Origin of the sequence: Ensifer sp. B1-9, from assembly GCF_050474445.1 — a bacterium.
In the GTDB taxonomy this organism is placed as follows: Bacteria; Pseudomonadota; Alphaproteobacteria; order Rhizobiales; family Rhizobiaceae; genus Ensifer.
Genome location: NZ_JBCHVG010000013.1, coordinates 222,979 through 241,786, shown reverse-complemented (window position 1 = coordinate 241,786; position 18,808 = coordinate 222,979). Strand labels below are relative to the sequence as shown.

The following is an 18,808-nucleotide window of genomic DNA, read 5'->3' as shown; positions in this document are numbered from 1 at the left end:
TTCTTAGCGCATAACCCCGACAATCGTGACCGTTTTTGGAACGGCATACACAGAGATCCACGGTCCGAGCCCCGTTTTCGGCGCCGCTCGGCTGACATGCCCATACGAGAAAGCCTCGCCGGCTTGCTTGCGCGGCGAGGCTTCCAAATTATCGGCGGCAAGCCGGCGCCATGCGCCGCCATGCCTTGCGGTTGAGGTCTGTGCCGCCCTCAGTTCGCCTTCGGACGCTCGATGCGGATGACCTGCGGCTCGCCGACGAGATAGCCCTCGCTCTTGATCGCCTTGATCGCATCGCGAACGGAGTGCTCCGACGTCGCATGTGTAACCAGGATGATCGTCTGCGGTTCGCCGCTCTCCATCAGGTGCTTGGAGTGCTGCATGATCGATTCCAGCGAGATGCCGTTATCCGCCATGCGCGTGGCGATGCTGGCGAAAACGCCGGTGCGGTCGACGACCTTCAGGCGGATGAAATAGCCGCCCTCATGGCTCTGGATCTGCGCGCGCTTGTAGGGAAGCAGCGCATTGGTCGGACGGCCGAAGGCCGGAACGTGCTGAGCACCGGGACGGCTCTTGGCAATATCGGCGATATCGCCGAGAACGGCCGAGGCGGTCGCGTTGCCGCCGGCGCCGGGGCCGACCATCAGCAATTCGCCGAGAATGTCGGATTCGATCGCGACTGCATTGGTCACGCCGTCGACCTGGGCGATGACGGAATCATAGGGCACCATCGTCGGATGGACGCGCTGCTCGATGCCGCTGTCGGTACGCTGCGCGACCCCCAGGAGCTTGATCCGGTAACCGAGATCGGCCGCCGCATGGATGTCGTCGATCGAGATATTGGTGATGCCTTCGAGATAGATGTCGTCGGCAGCGATCGCCGTACCGAAGGCGAGGCTCGTCAGGATCGACAGCTTGTGCGCCGTGTCGTTGCCCTCGATGTCGAAGGCCGGATCGGCTTCCGCGTAACCGAGACGCTGCGCTTCCTTGAGGCAGGCTTCGAAGGAAAGCTCTTCCTTCTCCATCTTCGTCAGGATGTAGTTGCAGGTGCCGTTCATGATCCCGTAGACGCGCGAGATCGTATTGCCGGTCATGGACTCGCGCAGAGCCTTGATCACCGGGATACCGCCGGCAACGGCCGCCTCGTAGTTCAGAAGCGCGCCCTTTTCCTCGGCGATCTTGGCGAGCTCGATGCCATGGGCCGCAAGCAGCGCCTTGTTGGCGGTGACCACATGAATGCCACGCTGCAAGGCAGCCTTGACGGCGGAATAGGCTGGATCGCCCGAGCCGCCCATCAATTCGACGAAGACGTCGATATCGGCGTCACGCGCAAGCGAGACGGCGTCGTCGAACCATTTGATTTGCGAAAGGTCAACGCCGCGATCCCTGTTGCGGTCGCGCGCCGTTACGGCCGTGGTCTCGATTGCCCGCCCGCACGTTGTCGCAAGCATCTCGTGACGATCCTGGAGGATTCGCACGAGCGAGGCACCGACGGTACCCAAGCCCGCAATGCCGATTTTGAGGGCATCTGCCATAGCCATTTCCTAACATGTAAGGGGCGAGCCGCGAGAACCGCGGGGCCGGTGTGGAAGGAGGCGCACCCAAAAGCGCGCCTCCCGTCTTATTTACCTGTGCGCGTTGAGCGAGATGACGTTGTGCATCGTCTCGTCGGCAGTCGACAGGAATTTCTTGATATTGCGCGCCGCCTGGCGAATGCGGTGCTCGTTTTCGACGAGGGCCAGACGCACGTAGTCGTCGCCCTGCTCGCCGAAGCCGATGCCCGGAGCAACCGCGACATCAGCCTTCTCGACCAGGAGCTTCGAGAACTCGAGCGAACCGAGATGGCGGAACTTCTCCGGGATCTTCGCCCAGGCAAACATCGTCGCCGCCGGCGGCGGCACGTCGAAGCCCGCCTTGCCGAAGCTCTCGACCATCACGTCGCGGCGGCGCTTATAGACGTTGCGGACTTCGGCGATGTCGCTGCCATCACCGTTCAGCGCCTGGGTTGCCGCCACCTGGATCGGCGTGAAGGCGCCGTAGTCGAGGTACGACTTCACGCGGGTCAGCGCCGCGATCAGCCGCTCATTGCCGACGGCAAAGCCCATGCGCCAGCCCGGCATCGAGAAGGTCTTCGACATCGAAGTGAACTCGACCGTGCAGTCGATCGCGCCCGGAACCTCCAACACGGACGGCGGCGGTGCGTCGTTGAAGTAGATTTCCGAATAGGCGAGATCCGAAAGCACGATGATGTCGTGCTTCTTCGCAAAGGCGATTACGTCCTTGTAGAAGTCGAGGGTCGCGACCTGCGCCGTCGGGTTCGACGGATAGTTGAGGATCAGCGCCAGCGGCTTCGGGATCGAGTGACGCACGGCGCGCTCGAGCGGCGGGAAGAAGGTCTCATCGGGCTCGACCGAGATCGAGCGGATGACCCCACCGGCCATCAGGAAGCCAAAGGCGTGGATCGGATAGGTCGGGTTCGGGCACAGGACCACATCACCCGGCGCGGTGATCGCCTGGGCCATGTTGGCGAAGCCTTCCTTGGAGCCAAGGGTGGCGACGACCTGCGTTTCCGGATTGAGTTTGACGCCGAAGCGACGGGCGTAGTAGGCGGCCTGGGCACGACGCAGCCCGGGAATGCCCTTCGACGACGAATAACGATGCGTGCGCGGGTCCTGAACGACCTCGCAGAGCTTGTCGACAATCGACTGTGGTGTGGGAAGATCCGGATTGCCCATGCCGAGGTCGATGATGTCAGCACCGGCCGCTCGCGCGCTTGCTTTCAAACGGTTGACCTGTTCGAAAACATAGGGCGGCAAACGCCGGACTTTGTGAAACTCTTCCATCTCCAAACCTCGTTTGGCGCACGCTCCCGCCAGCGGCTCAAGCCTTCGCGAAACCGTGCGCTGTGGTGAACGGCCGTCCTTGCGGCCATTGAACGCTTTGCGTCCAAATCACCGGAAAGGCAAGCGCTAATTCTGGATCTCTTTCAGGGTGTCGGCACCGTGCTGTTCGGCGAGCGCGCGCATTTCCTTCAGGCGACGCTGATATTCAGCTTCCGAGATCGCGCCGGACTTGCGCGCAGCGCCAAGCGATGTCAGGCGTGCCTGCATGTCGGCCGCCTCCTCGTTGGTCATCTGCGTCGTCGCGGCCGGCTTTTGGCCGTAGACCGAGGGATAGTTCTCGAAGTTCGTCGTCTGGCTGTTGCAGCCTGCAAGCGTACCTAGCAGAACGATCCCGGCAAGCCAGGTGATGGAACGCTGTTTTCCGACGGCAAGCATACTGAAGAGAACCTCTGATCTGACGGCGCGACGATGCGCCTAGCCCTTGTAATCATTTTCGGGCAGAATGTAAAAATACAAAACAAACAAGATGCTGTGGAGGGAAGCCGGGTGACAGCAGAGAGGAAAACGGAAGGCACCAATGGCAAGGACGGCTTCACGGGTTTCGACCCAAAATCCGTCGAGCCTTACATCGTCAAGGACCCGGAAAGCCTCGCCGTCAACCTCGCCCGCGCCATGGAGCAACTCGGCAAGGCGGCCTCCGCCTGGCTGGCACCGCGTGAATCGGGGCAGAAATCGGACGTCTTCGCCGAGCCGGTCACCGATATGGTGAAAACGCTGTCCAAGGTCTCCGAATACTGGCTTTCCGATCCGCGCCGCACGCTTGAAGCACAGACCCATCTGATGGGCAGCTTCTTCGAGATCTGGTCGCGGACGCTCCATCGCATGTCCGGCGACGTCGGGATGGCGCAGCCGGTTGCACTCCAGCGAAACGACAAACGCTTCACCGACGAGGATTGGGTGAAGAACCCGTTCTTCGATTTCATCCGGCAGGCCTATTTCGTCACATCGGATTGGGCCGAGCGAATGGTCGAGGACGCCGAAGGGCTCGACGATCACACCAAGCACAAGGCGGCCTTCTACGTCCGACAGGTTTCGAGCGCGCTCTCCCCCACGAATTTCGTCACCACCAATCCGCAACTCTATCGCGAAACCGTCGCTTCGAACGGCGCCAATCTCGCCAAGGGCATGCAGATGTTCGCCGAGGACGTCGCCGCCGGCCGTGGCGACCTCAAGCTGCGGCAGACGGACACCAGCAAGTTCGCGATCGGTGAGAATATCGCGATCACGCCCGGCAAGGTCATCGCCCAGAGCGACGTCTGCCAGGTGCTGCAGTATGAAGCGACGACGGAGACGGTGCTGAAACGACCGTTGCTGATCTGCCCGCCGTGGATCAACAAGTTCTACGTCCTCGACCTCAACCCGCAGAAATCCTTCATCAAATGGGCCGTTGACCAGGGGCACACGGTGTTCGTGATCTCCTGGGTGAACCCGGACGAACGGCATGCGACCAAGGACTGGGAAGCTTATGCCCGCGAAGGCATCGGCTTTGCCCTCGACACCGTCGAGCAGGCGACCGGCGAGCGCGAAGTCAACGCCATCGGCTATTGCGTCGGCGGCACCTTGCTGGCGGCGACCCTTGCGCTGCACGCTGCCGAAGGCGACGACCGCATCCGCTCAGCGACCCTCTTCACGACCCAGGTCGATTTCACCCATGCGGGCGACCTCAAGGTCTTCGTCGACGAAGACCAGATTCGCCAGATCGAACAGAACATGAGCGTGACCGGCTATCTCGACGGCTCGAAGATGGCGACCGCCTTCAACATGCTGCGCGCCTCCGAACTCATCTGGCCCTATTTCGTCAACAACTACCTCAAGGGGCAGGATCCCCTGCCCTTCGACCTGCTCTACTGGAATTCCGATTCGACGCGGATGCCGGCAGCCAACCACTCCTTCTATCTGCGCAATTGCTACCTCGAGAACAAACTGTCGAAGGGCGAGATGGTGCTTGCGGGCCGGCAGGTGTCGCTCGGCGACGTGAAGATCCCGATCTACAATCTCGCCACCAAGGAAGATCACATCGCTCCGCCGCGCTCGGTTTTCCTCGGCAGCTCTTCCTTCGGCGGCAAGGTTACCTACGTGCTCTCCGGCTCGGGCCACATCGCCGGCGTCGTCAATCCGCCGGACAAGGGAAAATACCAGTTCTGGACTGGAGGCGCGCCCAAGGGAGAGTTCGACGACTGGTTCAAGGCCGCGAAGGAAACGCCGGGATCCTGGTGGCCGCATTGGCACCAATGGATCGAGAGGCTCGACAAGAGACGCGTTCCGGCCCGCAAGCCCGGTGGTCCACTGAATTCGCTCGAAGAAGCGCCGGGCTCCTACGTTCGCGCCCGGGCATGATACAGTTGCAGGACATATCTTGATCTTCGATCCGCCGCTCGCACAGGCAACCCTCGTGCAGCGCTACAAGCGCTTTCTCTTCGATGCGGTCCAGCCGGACGGCACAGCCTTGACCGGATCCTGCCCGAACACCGGCTCGATGCGCGGTCTGACGACGCCGGGCTCACGTATATGGATGTCGGAACACGACAGCCCGACGCGGAAATACCGTCACATGCTCGAAATCGTCGAAGCCGACGGCACGCTCGTCGGGATCAATACCGGCTTGCCAAACCGGCTCGCCGAGGAAGCCATTCGGCTGGGCCTCGTTTCCGACCTGCACCTGTACCAAGACTTAGCGCGGGAACAGAAATACGGCCGCAATTCGCGGATCGATATCTTGCTCACCGACCCCGTTCGCGGCCTTGCCTATGTCGAGGTGAAGAACGTGCATTTCAGCCGCAGGCCCGGTCTCGCCGAGTTTCCGGATAGCCCGACGGCACGCGGCGCCAAGCATCTCGACGAGCTAGGCGACATGGTCGAAGGCGGCCATCGCGCCGTCATGATCTATCTCGTACAGCGCGGCGACTGCGACCGCTTGCGAATCTGCCGCGACTTCGACCCGGCCTATGCGCAGGCCTTTGATCGCGCCATGGCACGCGGGGTCGAGGCCTATGCGATCAAATGTCAGGTTTCGCCGACCCAAATCCGTCCGACCGGGTTGATGGCAGTGGACGAAGCGGCCCTCGCTGCTCTATGAAATCCGACTTGGAACAAATGAAAGCTTTGGAATGGTGACTTACATCGAGGCAGGGTCTGCCCCCTATAAAAACACCGGCGTTATCCGGCTCTACGGACCGGAAGGTTTCGAGGGCATGCGCAAGGCCTGCCAGGTAACGGCGCGCTGCCTCGACGAACTCGTCTCGCGCGTTCAGCCGGGCGTCACGACCGATGAGATCGACCGCTTCGTCTTCGAGTTCGGCATGGACAATGGCGCCCTGCCCGCGACGCTGAACTACCGTGGCTACACGAAGTCCTCCTGCACCTCGATCAATCACGTCGTCTGTCACGGGATTCCCAACGACAAGCCGCTGCGCGAAGGCGACATCGTCAATATCGACGTCACCTATGTCGTCGATGGCTGGCATGGCGACTCGAGCCGCATGTATCCGGTCGGCGAGATCAAACGCGCGGCCGAGCGGCTGCTCGATGTCACCCATGAAAGCCTGATGCGCGGCATTGCCGCCGTACGCCCGGGCGCACGCACCGGCGCCATCGGCGAGGCGATCCAGAGCTATGCCGAAGCGGAGCGCTGCTCGGTGGTGCGCGATTTCTGCGGCCACGGTGTTGGCAAGCTCTTTCACGATGCGCCGAACATCCTGCACTACGGCCGCGCCAATGAAGGCCCCGAATTGCGTGAGGGCATGATCTTCACCATCGAGCCGATGATCAATCTCGGCCGTCCGCATGTGAAAGTGCTTTCGGATGGCTGGACCGCCGTTACCCGCGACCGGTCGCTTTCGGCGCAATACGAGCACACGGTCGGCGTGACCGCCGAGGGATGCGAAATCTTCACGCTGTCGCCCGCCGGCCTGTTCAAGCCGGGCCTCAACAACGTCGGCGCCGCATGACGAAGCGTCCGATCTCCCCTGAGGGCGATGAAGCGCTGTCGGCGGACGAAAGGACGTTTTTTCCGCAACTGCAATTGGACAGAGAATCTGCGCCCAAGAAGGCGCCGGCGCCCGAAGCGCATTATCATGGTCATCGCGACCGGTTGCGGGCGCGCTACCGCGAGCACGGCGACGCGGCGCTTGCCGACTACGAAATCCTGGAAATGCTGTTGTTTCGGCTAATCCCGCGCAAGGATACCAAACCGATCGCCAAAGCGCTCATCAGCCGTTTCGGAACGCTTGCCGGCGTCTTCGGCGCACCGATCGGGCTGTTGCAGGAGGTGGACGGTATCGGCGAGACCGTTGCTCTCGATCTCAAGCTGATCTCCACCATCGGTCACCGCACCCTGAAGAGCGAGCTTCGGCAAAAGCACCTTCTCTCCTCCTGGAGCGCCGTCATTGATTATTGCCATGCGGCAATGGCCTATGAGACCAAGGAACAGTTCCGCATCCTCTTTCTCGACAAGCGCAACGCGTTGATCGCCGACGAGGTGCAGCAGACGGGCACGATCGACCATACGCCGGTTTATCCGCGTGAAGTGGTCAAGCGCGCACTCGAACTCTCCGCGACCGCGATCATTCTCGTCCACAATCATCCGTCCGGCGACCCTACGCCGTCACGTGCCGATATCGACATGACCAAGCTGATCGTCGAAACCGCGAAGCCGCTCGGCATCGCCGTCCACGATCACATCATCATCGGCAAGGATGGGCATGTCAGCCTGAAGGGCCTGCGGCTATTCTGAGAAGCGGTTCCGGAAGTGCTTTGGCCTACAGCCATTTCGCGCGTCGGAAGAAGCGATAGAGCGTGCCGCACAGTCCGATGATCACCGCCAATACGACGAAATAGCCGTAGCGGAACTTCAGCTCCGGCATGTCGTCGAAATTCATGCCGTAGATGCCGGCAATCGCTGTCGGCACGGCGAGGATCGCCGCCCACGACGCGAGTTTGCGGGAAATCTCCGTCTGTTCGGATTGTCCGATCATCAGGCTCGCCTCGAAGGTGAAGGCGAGAACCTCGCGCAGCGCGTCGATATCCTCCTGGACACGGCGCACGTGGTCGGTCACATCGCGAAAGAGCGGCTGCAGCGCGGCATCCATCCCGGGAAGATCGATGTGTTCGTGCCTGCGGCAGACATCGACAAGCGGCAAGACGGCGTTGCGCAGTCTCAGGAGGTTGCGGCGAAGCAGATAAAGACGCTCGACATCACGCTTGACCAATCGCTCGCGCAACAGCCGATCTTCCAGTTCCTCCACCTCCTCATGGATCGCCTCGATCACCGGCATGTAGTTGTCGACGATGAAATCGAGGATCGAATAGAGGATGTAGTTTTCGCCATGGGCGAGCGCAGACGGCGAAGATTCGCAACGCTGACGCACTGCCATGTAGGACGTGGACGCGCCGTGCCTGACGGAGACGACATAGCCTCGGCCGACGAAGAGATGGGTCTCGCCGAAAGCGATCTCATCGCCCACCATGTGGGCGGTGCGGGCCACGACGAAGATCGAGTCGCCATAGATCTCCAGTTTCGGCCGTTGGTGCGCCTTGCCGGCATCCTCGATGGCCAGATCGTGGAGGTCAAACTCTCGTTGCAACTGGTGAAGCAGATCCGCATCGGGCTCGTGCAGGCCAATCCAGATCACCGCGCCTGGCCGCGACCGCCACTTGCCCGCATCTTCGATCCGGATATCGCGCAGCCTTACGCCGTTCTCATAAACCGCCGCCGCGACGACCCCCGGTCGATGCGTGGGCTGTGCAGTTGTGCCCTCCTCGTCGAGTGGCGGCACCGCCCTGTTCGTAAGCTCCAATCCCATCGTCAGCCTCCCAGGCAAATACGACACCGATGGGGCTCGGCATGTCGTAACGAAGCCAAGCATACGCACATTCCCTTATATTCTCATCCGGCTGTTTCGGCTATGAAAACCACTTCATCAAACCGTGCCATTGACGGTATAGACGCTTGCAAGCGAGAATTTTTGCGATGCACAACGATTCCTCCCTTCAAACGGAAATGCCCATGAACCAGTTCGATCTCATCGTCGTCGGAAGCGGGCCCGCCGGCCGCCGCGGCGCCATCCAGGCTGCCAAGCTCGGCAAGAAGGTTCTCGTCATCGAACAGGGAAAGCGCGTCGGCGGCGTTTCGGTACATACGGGTACGATCCCCTCCAAGACCCTACGGGAGACGGCACTCAATCTTTCCGGTTGGCGCGAGCGCGGCTTCTACGGGCGTGCCTATCGCGTGAAGCAGGAGATCAGCGCCGACGATCTCAGGCAGCGGCTGATCATCACCCTCAATCACGAGGTCGAGGTTCTCGAGCACCAGTTTGCCCGCAACCGCGTGCAGCAGATGCGCGGCAAGGCAAGCTTCGTCAATCCGACCACGCTCGAGGTCGTGAAAGACGACGGCGAGACCCTGCTCGTTTCAGCGACCAACATCATGCTTGCCGTCGGCACGAAGCCCTTCCGTCCGGACTACATGCCTTTCGACGGCAAGACCGTCCTCGACAGTGACGAACTGCTCGACATCGCGGAACTGCCGCGCTCACTCGTGGTCATCGGCGCCGGCGTCGTCGGTATCGAATACGCGACGATCTTCAGCGCGTTGGACACGCATGTCACGGTGATCGACCCCAAGACCACGATGCTCGACTTCATCGACAAGGAGATCGTCGAGGATTTCACCTACCAACTGCGCGACCGCAACATGAAGCTGCATCTCGGACAGAAGGCCGACAAGGTCGAGCGGCTCGATGACGGTAAGGTTCTGCTGACGCTCGACAACGGTCGAAAGATCGTCACCGACATGGTCCTCTTCGCTGCCGGACGCATGGGCGCGACCGACACGCTGAACCTGCCTGCAGCCGGACTCGATGCCGACAACCGCGGACGGCTCAAGGTCAATCCCGAGACGTTCCAGACCTCGGTGCCGAACATCTATGCCGCCGGCGATGTAGTCGGCTTTCCGAGTCTCGCCTCGACCTCCATGGAACAGGGCCGGATCGCGGCGCGCGTTGCCGTCGGCGCAATCGCGATGGAACCGCAGAAGTATTTCCCCTACGGCATCTACGCGGTACCGGAAATCTCCACCTGCGGCCTTTCGGAAGAAGAGGTCAAGGAACGCGGCATCCCCTATGAATGCGGGATTGCCCGCTTCCGCGAGACCTCGCGCGGTCACATCATGGGGCTCGATTCCGGCTTGCTGAAGATGATCTTCTCGATGAAGACTCGCCGTTTGCTCGGCGTGCACATCATCGGCGAAGGCGCGACCGAGCTGGTTCACATCGGCCAGGCCGTGTTGAACCTCAAGGGCACGGTCGAGTATTTCGTCGAGAACACCTTCAACTACCCGACACTTGCCGAGGCCTACAAGATTGCCGGCCTGGATGCATGGAACCGCATGGGCGAGATCAAGCAGGAGCTGCCGAAAGCGTAAGCCGCAGCCGACAGATCTGAGCGCATCAAAGCCATACGGCGGGCCATGGCGTCCGATTTGATAAGTGACGAACGCAGTTCCGCTGTCACTGATCGCGTATGTCGCGCGCATGCCCACCCTGCTCACGAATCAGGTAGCTTTGTCGCTCCTGATAAAGAGACATGAACGTCATGCGCATCCTTTCGCTCAATGCCTGGGGCGGCAAGCTCCATTCCCCGTTGATGAATTATCTCTCGCAGGTCGATGCCGATGTCCTGTGCCTGCAGGAGATCGCGCGTTCGCCGGCCACGGAAGCCGAGTGGCTGACTTATCGCGATGCGGATGTCGTACTGCCGCAGCGCGCAAACCTCTTCGACGAGATCGCGGCAGCGCTTCCGGGCCATGATGGCTTCTTCTGCCCGACCGCGCGCGGCACGCTTTTCGACGGCGACAGGTCCGTGGCCTCGGAATTTGGCCTCGCAACCTTCGTCCGACGGACGCATTCCGTCATCGGCCAGGCGCTCGGCTTCGTGCATGGCGGCTTTTCATCCGGCGGGTGGGGACCACATCCACGAGCACGGAATGCGCATTGCATCCGCCTGTTCGATCACGACATCGGCGCTGCGATCACCATTGCACAGATGCATGGGCTGAGAGAAATCGATGGCAAGAACGACACGGCGGCGCGGCACGCGCAAGCGGATGCGCTTGTGGCGCTCATCCGTCAGGTCTGGCCGGGAGGCGAGCGGCTCGTCGTGTGCGGCGACTTCAACGTGCTTCCCGACAGCGTTACCTTCCAGGCACTCGGGCGGCTTGGGCTTATCGACCTTGTGGTCTCCCAAGGCCACACGGACACTCGAACGTCGCATTATCTGAAAAGCGGCCGCTTTGCCGACTACATGCTCGTGAATGGTGACGTCGATGCCGCCCGGTTCGAGGTTGTCGCGCAGCCGGAAGTGTCCGACCACCGCGCCCTGCTGCTCGACATCGGCTAGGTCACGCCGCTGAGACCGGAATAGATCCGCCTCCCCGGCGTCCAACGAAAAAGCCCTGCCGCGAGCGGCAGGGCTTTTCGATTCCTGAGGCTTCGGTCCGATTACTCGGCGCTGTCGTCAGCAGCCTTCTTCTTGGCCGGAGCCTTCTTCTTCGGAGCCGCGGCTTCTTCGCCTTCAGCGGCTTCAGCCTTGGCAGCAGCCTTCTTCTTGGCCGGAGCCTTCTTGGCAGCCTTGCCTTCGCCTTCTTCGTCGTCAGCCGTCAGCTCTTCCTTGGAAACCGTCTTGTCGGTTACCGAGATTTCGCCGAGCAGGTGGTCGACGACCTTTTCTTCGAACAGCGGAGCGCGGAGCGATGCAGCGGCGCCGGGGGTGTTCTTGAAGTAGTCGAGGATCTGCTTTTCCTGGCCCGGGAACTGGCGAAGCTGCTCGAACAGCGAACGCTGCAGTTCGTCGTCGCTGACCTGGACGCCGGCCTTTTCGCCGATTTCCGAGAGAACGAGACCGAGGCGGACGCGGCGCTCTGCGAGCTTGCGGTATTCGGCGCGGGCTTCTTCTTCGGTGGTTTCTTCGTCAGCGAAGGTCTTGCCGGCCTGCTGCAGGTCGGTGTTGATCTGGCGCCAGATGTTTTCGAACTCGGCTTCGACGAGGCGCTCCGGCGTTTCGAACTTGTAGAGTTCGTCGAGCTGGTCGAGGATCTGACGCTTGACCTTCTGGCGGGTCAGGTTGCCGTACTGGCTTTCGATCTGGCCGCGGACGATTTCCTTCAGCTTGTCAGCCGATTCGAGGCCGAGCTTGGTGGCCAGTTCGTCGTTGATTTCGATGTCCTGGGCAGCAGCGACGTCCTTGACGGTGATGTCGAAGGTCGCTTCCTTGCCGGCGAGGTTTGCAGCCGGGTAGTCAGCCGGGAAGGTGACGGTGATCGTCTTCTCGTCGCCAGCCTTGACGCCGACGAGCTGCTCTTCGAAGCCCGGGATGAAGCGGTTGGAGCCGAGAACCAGCTCAGCGTCCTCGTCCTTGCCGCCGTCGAAGGCTACGCCGTCGACCTTGCCGAGGTAATCGATGGTGACGCGGTCGCCGTTGGCAGCCTTGCCCTTCTTCGATTCGTAGCTGCGGGCGCTTTCGGCGATACGCAGGATCTGTTCGTTGACTTCTTCGTCAGCGATTTCAACGATTTCGCGGGTCACCTTGATGCCGCTGACGTCCTTGAGTTCGATCGCCGGGATGATTTCGTAGGCGACGGTGAACTCGAGGTCAGCTTCCGCGTTGAGGATCTTGTTGGCTTCGGCCTCGTCCTCGGTCATTGCGACTTCCGGCTGGGTCGCCGACTTTTCGCCGCGGCCGGACAGGATCTCGGTCGGCTTGTCGCGGACGATCTCGTTGACGAGGTCAGCCATGATCGACTTGCCATAGACCTTCTTCAGGTGCGCAACCGGCACCTTGCCCGGACGGAAGCCGTTGATGCGAACGCGGTCCTTCACTTCGGCCAGGCGCTCGTTCATCCGAGCTTCCATGTCCTTGGCCGGGATAACGACCTTGAGTTCGCGCTTCAGCCCTTGAGCGAGCGTTTCGATAACCTGCATGTTCAAACCTTCATTTCACGTTGACTGTGCTCTTCCCCTTCATAAGGTCTGGCGAGCACGTGAGCCGATCCATTTGCCGGGAGTGGCTTTACGCAGTTCTGCAACCGTTTTGCAAGCAAAATGGCACTCCAGCCCCCTTCATCCCTGCAGAATCCGGACTTTAGGCGCGATCCCTGTCTGGTGCGGGTAGAGAGACTTGAACTCCCACGCCTTGCGGCACCAGAACCTAAATCTGGCGTGTCTACCAATTTCACCATACCCGCGTTCAGACAATCGCACCGCCTGATCGTATTCCCGCAAGTCCAACCAGCGGAATCCCGCGGATACAATGGGCATGCTGAAAGTTCACGGCTTTCCCGAGCGCGGCGTCTCTATATCACTCGTTTTCGCGGGATCAAAGGGAAAATGCGGAATTTCACGTTGGGACGGGGCACGACGACCAAGCCTCAATAGAGCGGCTCTTCGTAGACCGGGCTTCCGTTGACCGCGATCTCGCGGATCTGCGCACTGCCCTTTCCATCAACGCGGATGTTGACCGAAAGCGCCTCGGCATTGCGCGCCTCCTCCAATGTGCGCCCTTCGCCCTCCGGCACGTAGAAGCGCTCTATGCCGTAGTCGACATTCACTACGGCAGGAGGCGACGACGGATAGTACGAAAATGGAAGCGAGCGGAGTACGACGCTGTCGCCAACGGGCGGCAAGGGTTGGAACGACGCTTCCGTCGCCGTCCAGAAACCGTCGGGCTGCTTTTCCAGTCGGACATAAAGCACCACCTCACCCGACTGCGTCGGAAGGGTACCCTTGAACAACTCGGGCTGCAGCCTGGAAATATCGTAGCTCAGGATAACGTAGTCGCCCCTGAGCAGGTCACGCGGATCAACGGGCACGGTTTTCAGAAGGACGTCCCGCCCGCTTCTGAGGATCGAGGCTCTGCTCTCGATCATGTAGCCGAGTGCGGCCGTCTGGGCGCCCGCGACAAGCAGGGCGGCAAGCAGCGGGTTCAGCCAACGCTTATTCGATGCGCCGCTCATTGCGAAACCTCCGCCTGGCGCGTCCGCGCCATGTGCCCTTCGATGCGAATGACCAGCCACGCGATGCACGCGACGACCAGCCCTGAAATCAGGAAGAAGCCCGATGTGCCGAGCATAGATCCCAAGGTTTCGAAGGCGAGGTAGAGAAGCTCTCCGGCAAAGGCGACATAGCCAAGATAGCGCACCGCCCCATTCTGCGCTCCAGCAAGCGCAATGCCGAGGAGCGCCACCAGCAATGTGCCTGCCCCGGTCGCGATCTCGCTCGTCACCCCGACGGCCTCATATTGAAGCCCTGTGAAACCAAGCAGGGTGAGCGCAAAGGAGTAGAAGGCGGGTGCCGAACCGGCATCGAGCGCAAGTTGGCGCAGGGGCGAACCCGGCAGGGTCGCGACCAGAAAGGCCGCAAGGCCGAGAGCAGCGAGGCCAGCGGCAAAAGCAAGCGATGGGCTATCCAGGTAGAGCCATGCCAGCCAGGAAAGAACGAGCAGATAGGCAAGATGGCGAGCCCTGCCCGCTTCCGTGAAACGAACCAAGAGAACGACGATCACGGCTAGGACCGGTACGGACCACAAGTGCCAGTCGGAGATCGTGGGGAACGCACCTTCCGTCAAGATCGTAGCGAAATAAAACCACGCGAGCCCGCCGGCGGCGGTTGCCATCGTCGCCGAGCGAAATGCGAATGCCGAGAGACCGGCGCCGACGAACCAAAGCAGCGCGGCATCAGCCGCGTCGCCCGATAGGTGATACATCTGCCCGATGAGAGCGATACCGCCGCCAAAGGCCGCCGCCCCCAAGACCAGCGCTGCGGCGGCAAAGGCCGCCCTGCCGGCGCGCAACAGCCAGCCAGCGGCAAAATGAAAGCCCCAGATCAGGGCGACGATGCCGGCAACCCGCGCCAGACGCGGCAGCGCCTCCCAATTGGCGGCGACAAGCAACAGGATCGACGCGGACAGCAGAAGGGCGGCGAGGATGAGCAGGACGCGCCCGGCTCGGAAGGTCGACTCCCGTCCGTCGTACTCGGCCAGCATGGCACGTGCGGCATTGTCCTGCAGCAGGCCCTTGTCGATCCAGTGCTTGAAGTCTCGCTCGAGACGCGCGCGATACATGCTGCCCTCAGCCTTAAGCATCCGATGCTTGAAATGATCCCGTTTCGTCACCAACTAACCACGTATCGGCGCGGAAATACAACCGCTCTGTCGCGAGCGCGACTGCTGCACCGATAGGGACTGCCAAACGGCTTGCGCGATGCGCATATCTTCCATGCAGATATTGCACTGCACAAATCGATTTAAAGTCCCTATATTCAAATCATCAAAGGCGAACGAAGGCAGTAGGCCAGACGATCGCCAGCGGAACTGGCCAACCGCCTCAGGATGCAGGGAAAGGCCCGGGCGAAACCCGACGGAATTCGGACGAGCGTACTCCTCCTCCCAACGCTCCTCCGATCAGATTGGCAACACTCCTCCTCCCGGTTGCCAATCACTTCAAATGACGCTCGCTGGACCTCCTCCCCCAGCGGGCGTTATTGTTTTTCAGTCTTCCCCCCCACAAGAAAGCCAGCGCCTAGAGCAATTGCACAATATTCGTGCACACTACGGTCGCGTCCGCCCGAAGCTATGCATTGGTCGCATAGGTGCCATTCTGGAACAGCTCTACCCTTCCGCCCGGCTCCATACTATCTTCAACTCATCGATCGCGGCGGCGCACTCCTCCTCCCAGCGCCCCTCGATTTGGATCGGCGACACTCCTCCTCCCGGTTGCCGATCAGAACAAAGCGACGCTCGCTGGACCTCCTCCCCCAGCGAGCGTTGTTTGTTTTTGCCCCTTGATTTCGTTCAAGACCTTCAATCACCACATTCCGATTGCGCGATGCGTATCGAGCGCCATTCGTGGCCCTGCGACCGCGCCGAGGCTTGCGCTTGATGCATGGGTGCGATGCAGCATTATCTCTGTAACTTCTGCTCAAAACGATTATATTTCAGATCATCAGATGACGGCCAGCAAGAGAGATAGAGCGCTGGCAAACGACCCTAGAAAGGATAGGATCATGAACCTCGCACGTTCTTTCAACAATTGGCGCAAGTATCGTCAGACCTGCAACGAGCTCGGCCGCATGACCGACCGGGAGCTCAGCGACCTCGGCATCGGCCGCGGCGACATCCCGTATGTTGCTCGCCAGGCGATCAAGTAATTCAGGCTGCGCTTCAAGCGCAACCGACGTCCAGTAAAAGCGCCCTCCGGTTCATTCCGGGGGGCGTTTTTCGTTGCCCAAATTGCGGATATCCCAACACGCCTTCGCACTTGCGAGAAGCACTTGAGATTTGGGGCGACAACGATCGGCGGAATAACACGTGCCACGCTCGTCAAAGGTGCTGCGAGCGCGCCCACGATTTCAAAAAAATATTTAAGACACAGATGCTTAGCGCAGAGAAAATAGCATTTTAATCAATCGTTAATTGATGCCGCCTTTTGAAGCGGTGCCCATCTATGCGGCGATGCACTGCACAAATGCATAGCAGCTGCATTTTCTTTGCACTCCACGTTCTAATTAGACAAGCGTATAAGGACCTCAACGACGCAGACAGATGGCTGTCGCGACAAACTGATTTTGAGGAAAAAAGCCATGAACCCGATTCGTATCGCAAAAAGCTGGATCAACTACCGCCGCACCGTCAGCGAGCTTGGCAACCTGTCGAACCACGCTCTCAATGACATCGGCATCACCCGCTACGACATCCACAACATTGCGGCTCGCTCCTTCCGTTAATCCGAACGGTTCGAACTGACTTTCAAAACGGCGTCCTTCGGGGCGCCGTTTTCACTTATTGACATTGGAACGAAGGGCCGAGCCGTGATAGGAAGCCGGCCATGAGCAAAGACACCACTTCCCACTCTCCCATCCATGTCATCGGCGGCGGCCTTGCCGGTTCGGAAGCCGCCTGGCAGATCGCCGAGGCTGGCGTACCGGTCATCCTGCATGAGATGCGCGGCGTGCGCGGCACCGATGCGCACAAGACCGACGGCCTTGCCGAACTCGTCTGTTCCAACTCGTTCCGCTCGGATGACGCGACCAGCAATGCGGTGGGCGTCCTGCACGCGGAAATGCGCCTCGCCGGCTCGCTGATCATGAAATCCGCCGACGCCAACCAGGTTCCGGCCGGCGGCGCGCTTGCGGTGGACCGGGACGGCTTTTCCGACGCGGTCAGCGCGGCGATCGCTGCCCATCCGCTGATCACAGTCGTGCGAGAAGAAATCACCGGCCTGCCGGCGAAGGAGTGGGACCTGGCCGTCATCGCAACCGGCCCGCTGACGGCGCCCGATCTTGCCGAAGCAATCCGCAAGGAAACAGGCGCCGACGCGCTCGCCTTCTTCGACGCCATCGCACCGATCGTCTACACCGAGACGATCGACATGGATGTCTGCTGGTACCAATCGCGCTACGACAAGGTCGGCCCCGGCGGCACCGGCAAGGACTACATCAACTGCCCGATGACCGAGGAGCAGTACAACGCCTTCGTCGACGCGCTGATCGCCGGCGACAAGACCGGCTTCAAGGAATGGGAAGGCACGCCCTATTTCGACGGCTGCCTGCCGATCGAGGTGATGGCCGAGCGCGGCCGCGAGACGCTGCGCCACGGGCCGATGAAGCCGATGGGCCTCACCAATGCCCACAACCCTGCGGTCAAGCCCTATGCCGTCGTACAGCTACGCCAGGACAATGCGCTTGGCACGCTCTACAACATGGTCGGCTTCCAGACGAAGCTGAAGTACGGCGCTCAGGCGGAAGTCTTCCGCATGATCCCGGGCCTGGAGAATGCCGAGTTCGCCCGCCTCGGCGGCTTGCATCGCAACACCTACATCAATTCGCCGACGCTGCTCGACGGAACATTGACGCTGAAATCGCGGCCGGGCCTGCGCTTTGCCGGACAGATCACCGGCTGCGAAGGCTATGTCGAAAGCGCCAGCATCGGCCTCCTTGCCGGCCGCTTCGCCGCTGCCGAGCGCAAGGGCGAGGCATTGACTGCACCGCCGGCCACTACCGCCTTCGGCGCGCTGCTCAACCACATCACCGGCGGGCACATCGTCTCCGACGATGAGCCGGGCAAGCGTTCGTTCCAGCCGATGAACGTCAATTTCGGCCTGTTCCCGCCGCTCGAACCGGGCGCAATCACCAAGCCGGAGGGCGCCAAGCGCTTCCGTGGCAAGGAAAAAGCCGTTGCTAAGAAGCAGGCGACAGCGTCGCGCGCCCTCGCCGATTGCGCCGCATGGCTTGGCAAGCCCGCCTGACGGCGAACCAGGAAGCCAGACAACAAAACGGCCCGCTCGCGATGACGCCAGCGGGCCGTTTCATTTTGAATGGATCTATGAAACCGCTATTCGCTCGCCTGCGCCGTCGGGGACGGTTCGGAATCGGCCTGCGTAAATTCCGATTTCGGGTTGAAGCTTCCGAGCAGCCACAAGGAAACTTCGGCCGCCTCGCCCGCGTTTTGAAACTCGAAGGCGTTGTCCAGATAGGCAAAGTCGGGGAAATGCACGATCAGCCCACGGCCGCTCTCGGAGCTGTTCACCCGCACCTTTCCAGGCTGGATCACATGGCAGACATAGTGCGTCCCGTGCGATTGGATGAAGCCCGCCTTGCCGTCGTGCAGCCTCAGGAATATCGCCTTCCGATCCGCGGTGGAATGCAGCGCACGGATCGCCTCGTCCGGAAAAGCACGGCCGAATTCAACCATCGCAGAGCCCGCATCGGGATTGTCCCAATCCCGCTCGGCGCGGGCGTTCATCCACATGTAGAATGCGCCGGCCAGTACGATGACGGCGATGAGCAATGACCAAAGCATCCGCGGGCGCTCCCCTTCGCTCGGCGTGACGCCGATAAAACGCTTCTATACGCTGCGAGGCT

At 61.1% G+C, this 18,808-nt stretch carries 17 protein-coding genes and 1 tRNA gene; 9 read left to right on the top strand and 9 right to left on the bottom strand.

Annotation, left to right across the window (positions count from 1 at the left end):
* Window positions 1-209 precede the first annotated feature (209 nt).
* The 3 genes from ACQ5BM_RS24765 to ACQ5BM_RS24755 all read right to left on the bottom strand — a co-directional run bounded on the left by ACQ5BM_RS24765 (window position 210) and on the right by ACQ5BM_RS24755 (window position 3,275).
* Complete coding sequence (locus ACQ5BM_RS24765; protein WP_429817117.1) at window positions 210-1,532, bottom strand: homoserine dehydrogenase; 1,323 nt, start codon at window positions 1,530-1,532, stop codon at window positions 210-212.
* Window positions 1,533-1,622: 90 nt separating this feature from the next.
* The gene (locus ACQ5BM_RS24760) at window positions 1,623-2,840 is read right to left on the bottom strand and encodes an LL-diaminopimelate aminotransferase (protein ID WP_429817114.1); all 1,218 of its coding nucleotides are present in this window, start codon (window positions 2,838-2,840) and stop codon (window positions 1,623-1,625) included.
* 126 nt (window positions 2,841-2,966) lie between these two features.
* A complete protein-coding gene (locus tag ACQ5BM_RS24755; RefSeq protein WP_429817111.1) occupies window positions 2,967-3,275 on the bottom strand; it encodes an SHOCT domain-containing protein in 309 nt (102 codons plus the stop codon).
* A 111-nt stretch (window positions 3,276-3,386) separates the two neighbouring features.
* Between ACQ5BM_RS24755 and phaC the strand changes: the two genes are divergently transcribed.
* The 4 genes from phaC to radC are packed head-to-tail and all read left to right on the top strand — an operon-like array spanning window position 3,387 to window position 7,632.
* Window positions 3,387-5,237: a poly(3-hydroxyalkanoate) polymerase subunit PhaC gene (gene phaC / locus ACQ5BM_RS24750; protein WP_429817108.1), complete on the top strand. Its 1,851-nt coding sequence runs from the start codon at window positions 3,387-3,389 to the stop codon at window positions 5,235-5,237.
* Window positions 5,238-5,256: 19 nt separating this feature from the next.
* The gene (gene sfsA, locus ACQ5BM_RS24745; RefSeq protein WP_429817105.1) at window positions 5,257-5,976 is read left to right on the top strand and encodes a DNA/RNA nuclease SfsA; all 720 of its coding nucleotides are present in this window, start codon (window positions 5,257-5,259) and stop codon (window positions 5,974-5,976) included.
* Between the two features lie 31 nt (window positions 5,977-6,007).
* Window positions 6,008-6,847, top strand: a complete 840-nt coding sequence (gene map, locus ACQ5BM_RS24740) for a type I methionyl aminopeptidase (RefSeq protein WP_429817102.1) — start codon at window positions 6,008-6,010, stop codon at window positions 6,845-6,847.
* Window positions 6,844-7,632 carry a RadC family protein gene (gene radC / locus ACQ5BM_RS24735; RefSeq protein WP_429817100.1) on the top strand — a complete coding sequence of 263 codons (789 nt, stop codon included), beginning with the start codon at window positions 6,844-6,846 and terminating at the stop codon, window positions 7,630-7,632. The genes map and radC overlap by 4 nt, the downstream gene beginning before the upstream one ends.
* A gap of 25 nt (window positions 7,633-7,657) precedes the next feature.
* Here the strand turns inward: radC and ACQ5BM_RS24730 are convergent, their stop codons facing one another.
* A complete protein-coding gene (locus ACQ5BM_RS24730; RefSeq protein ID WP_429817098.1) occupies window positions 7,658-8,701 on the bottom strand; it encodes a magnesium and cobalt transport protein CorA in 1,044 nt (347 codons plus the stop codon).
* Window positions 8,702-8,904: 203 nt separating this feature from the next.
* Here ACQ5BM_RS24730 and sthA point away from each other — a divergent pair, with 203 nt between their 5' ends.
* Both sthA and ACQ5BM_RS24720 read left to right on the top strand, forming a co-directional pair.
* Window positions 8,905-10,320 carry a Si-specific NAD(P)(+) transhydrogenase gene (sthA, locus tag ACQ5BM_RS24725; protein WP_429817096.1) on the top strand — a complete coding sequence of 472 codons (1,416 nt, stop codon included), beginning with the start codon at window positions 8,905-8,907 and terminating at the stop codon, window positions 10,318-10,320.
* A gap of 170 nt (window positions 10,321-10,490) precedes the next feature.
* Window positions 10,491-11,294 carry an endonuclease/exonuclease/phosphatase family protein gene (locus tag ACQ5BM_RS24720; protein WP_429817212.1) on the top strand — a complete coding sequence of 268 codons (804 nt, stop codon included), beginning with the start codon at window positions 10,491-10,493 and terminating at the stop codon, window positions 11,292-11,294.
* A 101-nt stretch (window positions 11,295-11,395) separates the two neighbouring features.
* On the opposite strand, the gene tig is transcribed toward ACQ5BM_RS24720, so the two are convergent.
* The 4 genes from tig to ACQ5BM_RS24700 form a co-directional block, all read right to left on the bottom strand.
* Window positions 11,396-12,874 (bottom strand): trigger factor, encoded by a 1,479-nt coding sequence (gene tig / locus ACQ5BM_RS24715; RefSeq protein ID WP_429817093.1) that lies wholly within the window; start codon window positions 12,872-12,874, stop codon window positions 11,396-11,398.
* 178 nt (window positions 12,875-13,052) lie between these two features.
* Window positions 13,053-13,137, bottom strand: a tRNA-Leu gene (locus ACQ5BM_RS24710).
* A 183-nt stretch (window positions 13,138-13,320) separates the two neighbouring features.
* Window positions 13,321-13,905: a GDYXXLXY domain-containing protein gene (locus ACQ5BM_RS24705; protein ID WP_429817090.1), complete on the bottom strand. Its 585-nt coding sequence runs from the start codon at window positions 13,903-13,905 to the stop codon at window positions 13,321-13,323.
* Complete coding sequence (locus ACQ5BM_RS24700) at window positions 13,902-15,011, bottom strand: DUF2157 domain-containing protein (RefSeq protein WP_429817087.1); 1,110 nt, start codon at window positions 15,009-15,011, stop codon at window positions 13,902-13,904. The genes ACQ5BM_RS24705 and ACQ5BM_RS24700 overlap by 4 nt, the downstream gene beginning before the upstream one ends.
* A 941-nt stretch (window positions 15,012-15,952) precedes the next feature.
* On the opposite strand from ACQ5BM_RS24700, the gene ACQ5BM_RS24695 reads away from it, so the two are divergent.
* From ACQ5BM_RS24695 to trmFO, 3 genes are all read left to right on the top strand, one after another.
* Window positions 15,953-16,096: a DUF1127 domain-containing protein gene (locus tag ACQ5BM_RS24695; RefSeq protein WP_064816990.1), complete on the top strand. Its 144-nt coding sequence runs from the start codon at window positions 15,953-15,955 to the stop codon at window positions 16,094-16,096.
* A gap of 432 nt (window positions 16,097-16,528) precedes the next feature.
* Entirely contained in the window at window positions 16,529-16,672 is a 144-nt protein-coding gene (locus ACQ5BM_RS24690) for a DUF1127 domain-containing protein (protein WP_429817085.1), read from the top strand.
* Window positions 16,673-16,773: 101 nt separating this feature from the next.
* The gene (gene trmFO / locus ACQ5BM_RS24685; protein ID WP_429817082.1) at window positions 16,774-18,192 is read left to right on the top strand and encodes a methylenetetrahydrofolate--tRNA-(uracil(54)-C(5))-methyltransferase (FADH(2)-oxidizing) TrmFO; all 1,419 of its coding nucleotides are present in this window, start codon (window positions 16,774-16,776) and stop codon (window positions 18,190-18,192) included.
* 86 nt (window positions 18,193-18,278) lie between these two features.
* Here trmFO and ACQ5BM_RS24680 read toward each other — a convergent pair whose 3' ends face one another.
* Window positions 18,279-18,746: a hypothetical protein gene (locus ACQ5BM_RS24680; protein WP_429817079.1), complete on the bottom strand. Its 468-nt coding sequence runs from the start codon at window positions 18,744-18,746 to the stop codon at window positions 18,279-18,281.
* Window positions 18,747-18,808 lie beyond the last annotated feature (62 nt).

Coding starts and splice junctions, on each gene's coding strand:
- ACQ5BM_RS24765 (WP_429817117.1), bottom strand. CDS start 1,532: ATGGCAGATGCCCTCAAAATCGGCATTGCGGGCTTGGGTACCGTCGGT.
- ACQ5BM_RS24760 (WP_429817114.1), bottom strand. CDS start 2,840: ATGGAAGAGTTTCACAAAGTCCGGCGTTTGCCGCCCTATGTTTTCGAA.
- ACQ5BM_RS24755 (WP_429817111.1), bottom strand. CDS start 3,275: ATGCTTGCCGTCGGAAAACAGCGTTCCATCACCTGGCTTGCCGGGATC.
- map (WP_429817102.1), top strand. CDS start 6,008: ATGGTGACTTACATCGAGGCAGGGTCTGCCCCCTATAAAAACACCGGC.
- radC (WP_429817100.1), top strand. CDS start 6,844: ATGACGAAGCGTCCGATCTCCCCTGAGGGCGATGAAGCGCTGTCGGCG.
- ACQ5BM_RS24730 (WP_429817098.1), bottom strand. CDS start 8,701: ATGGGATTGGAGCTTACGAACAGGGCGGTGCCGCCACTCGACGAGGAG.
- sthA (WP_429817096.1), top strand. CDS start 8,905: ATGAACCAGTTCGATCTCATCGTCGTCGGAAGCGGGCCCGCCGGCCGC.
- ACQ5BM_RS24720 (WP_429817212.1), top strand. CDS start 10,491: ATGCGCATCCTTTCGCTCAATGCCTGGGGCGGCAAGCTCCATTCCCCG.
- tig (WP_429817093.1), bottom strand. CDS start 12,874: ATGCAGGTTATCGAAACGCTCGCTCAAGGGCTGAAGCGCGAACTCAAG.
- ACQ5BM_RS24705 (WP_429817090.1), bottom strand. CDS start 13,905: ATGAGCGGCGCATCGAATAAGCGTTGGCTGAACCCGCTGCTTGCCGCC.
- ACQ5BM_RS24700 (WP_429817087.1), bottom strand. CDS start 15,011: ATGTATCGCGCGCGTCTCGAGCGAGACTTCAAGCACTGGATCGACAAG.
- ACQ5BM_RS24695 (WP_064816990.1), top strand. CDS start 15,953: ATGAACCTCGCACGTTCTTTCAACAATTGGCGCAAGTATCGTCAGACC.
- ACQ5BM_RS24690 (WP_429817085.1), top strand. CDS start 16,529: ATGAACCCGATTCGTATCGCAAAAAGCTGGATCAACTACCGCCGCACC.
- trmFO (WP_429817082.1), top strand. CDS start 16,774: ATGAGCAAAGACACCACTTCCCACTCTCCCATCCATGTCATCGGCGGC.
- ACQ5BM_RS24680 (WP_429817079.1), bottom strand. CDS start 18,746: ATGCTTTGGTCATTGCTCATCGCCGTCATCGTACTGGCCGGCGCATTC.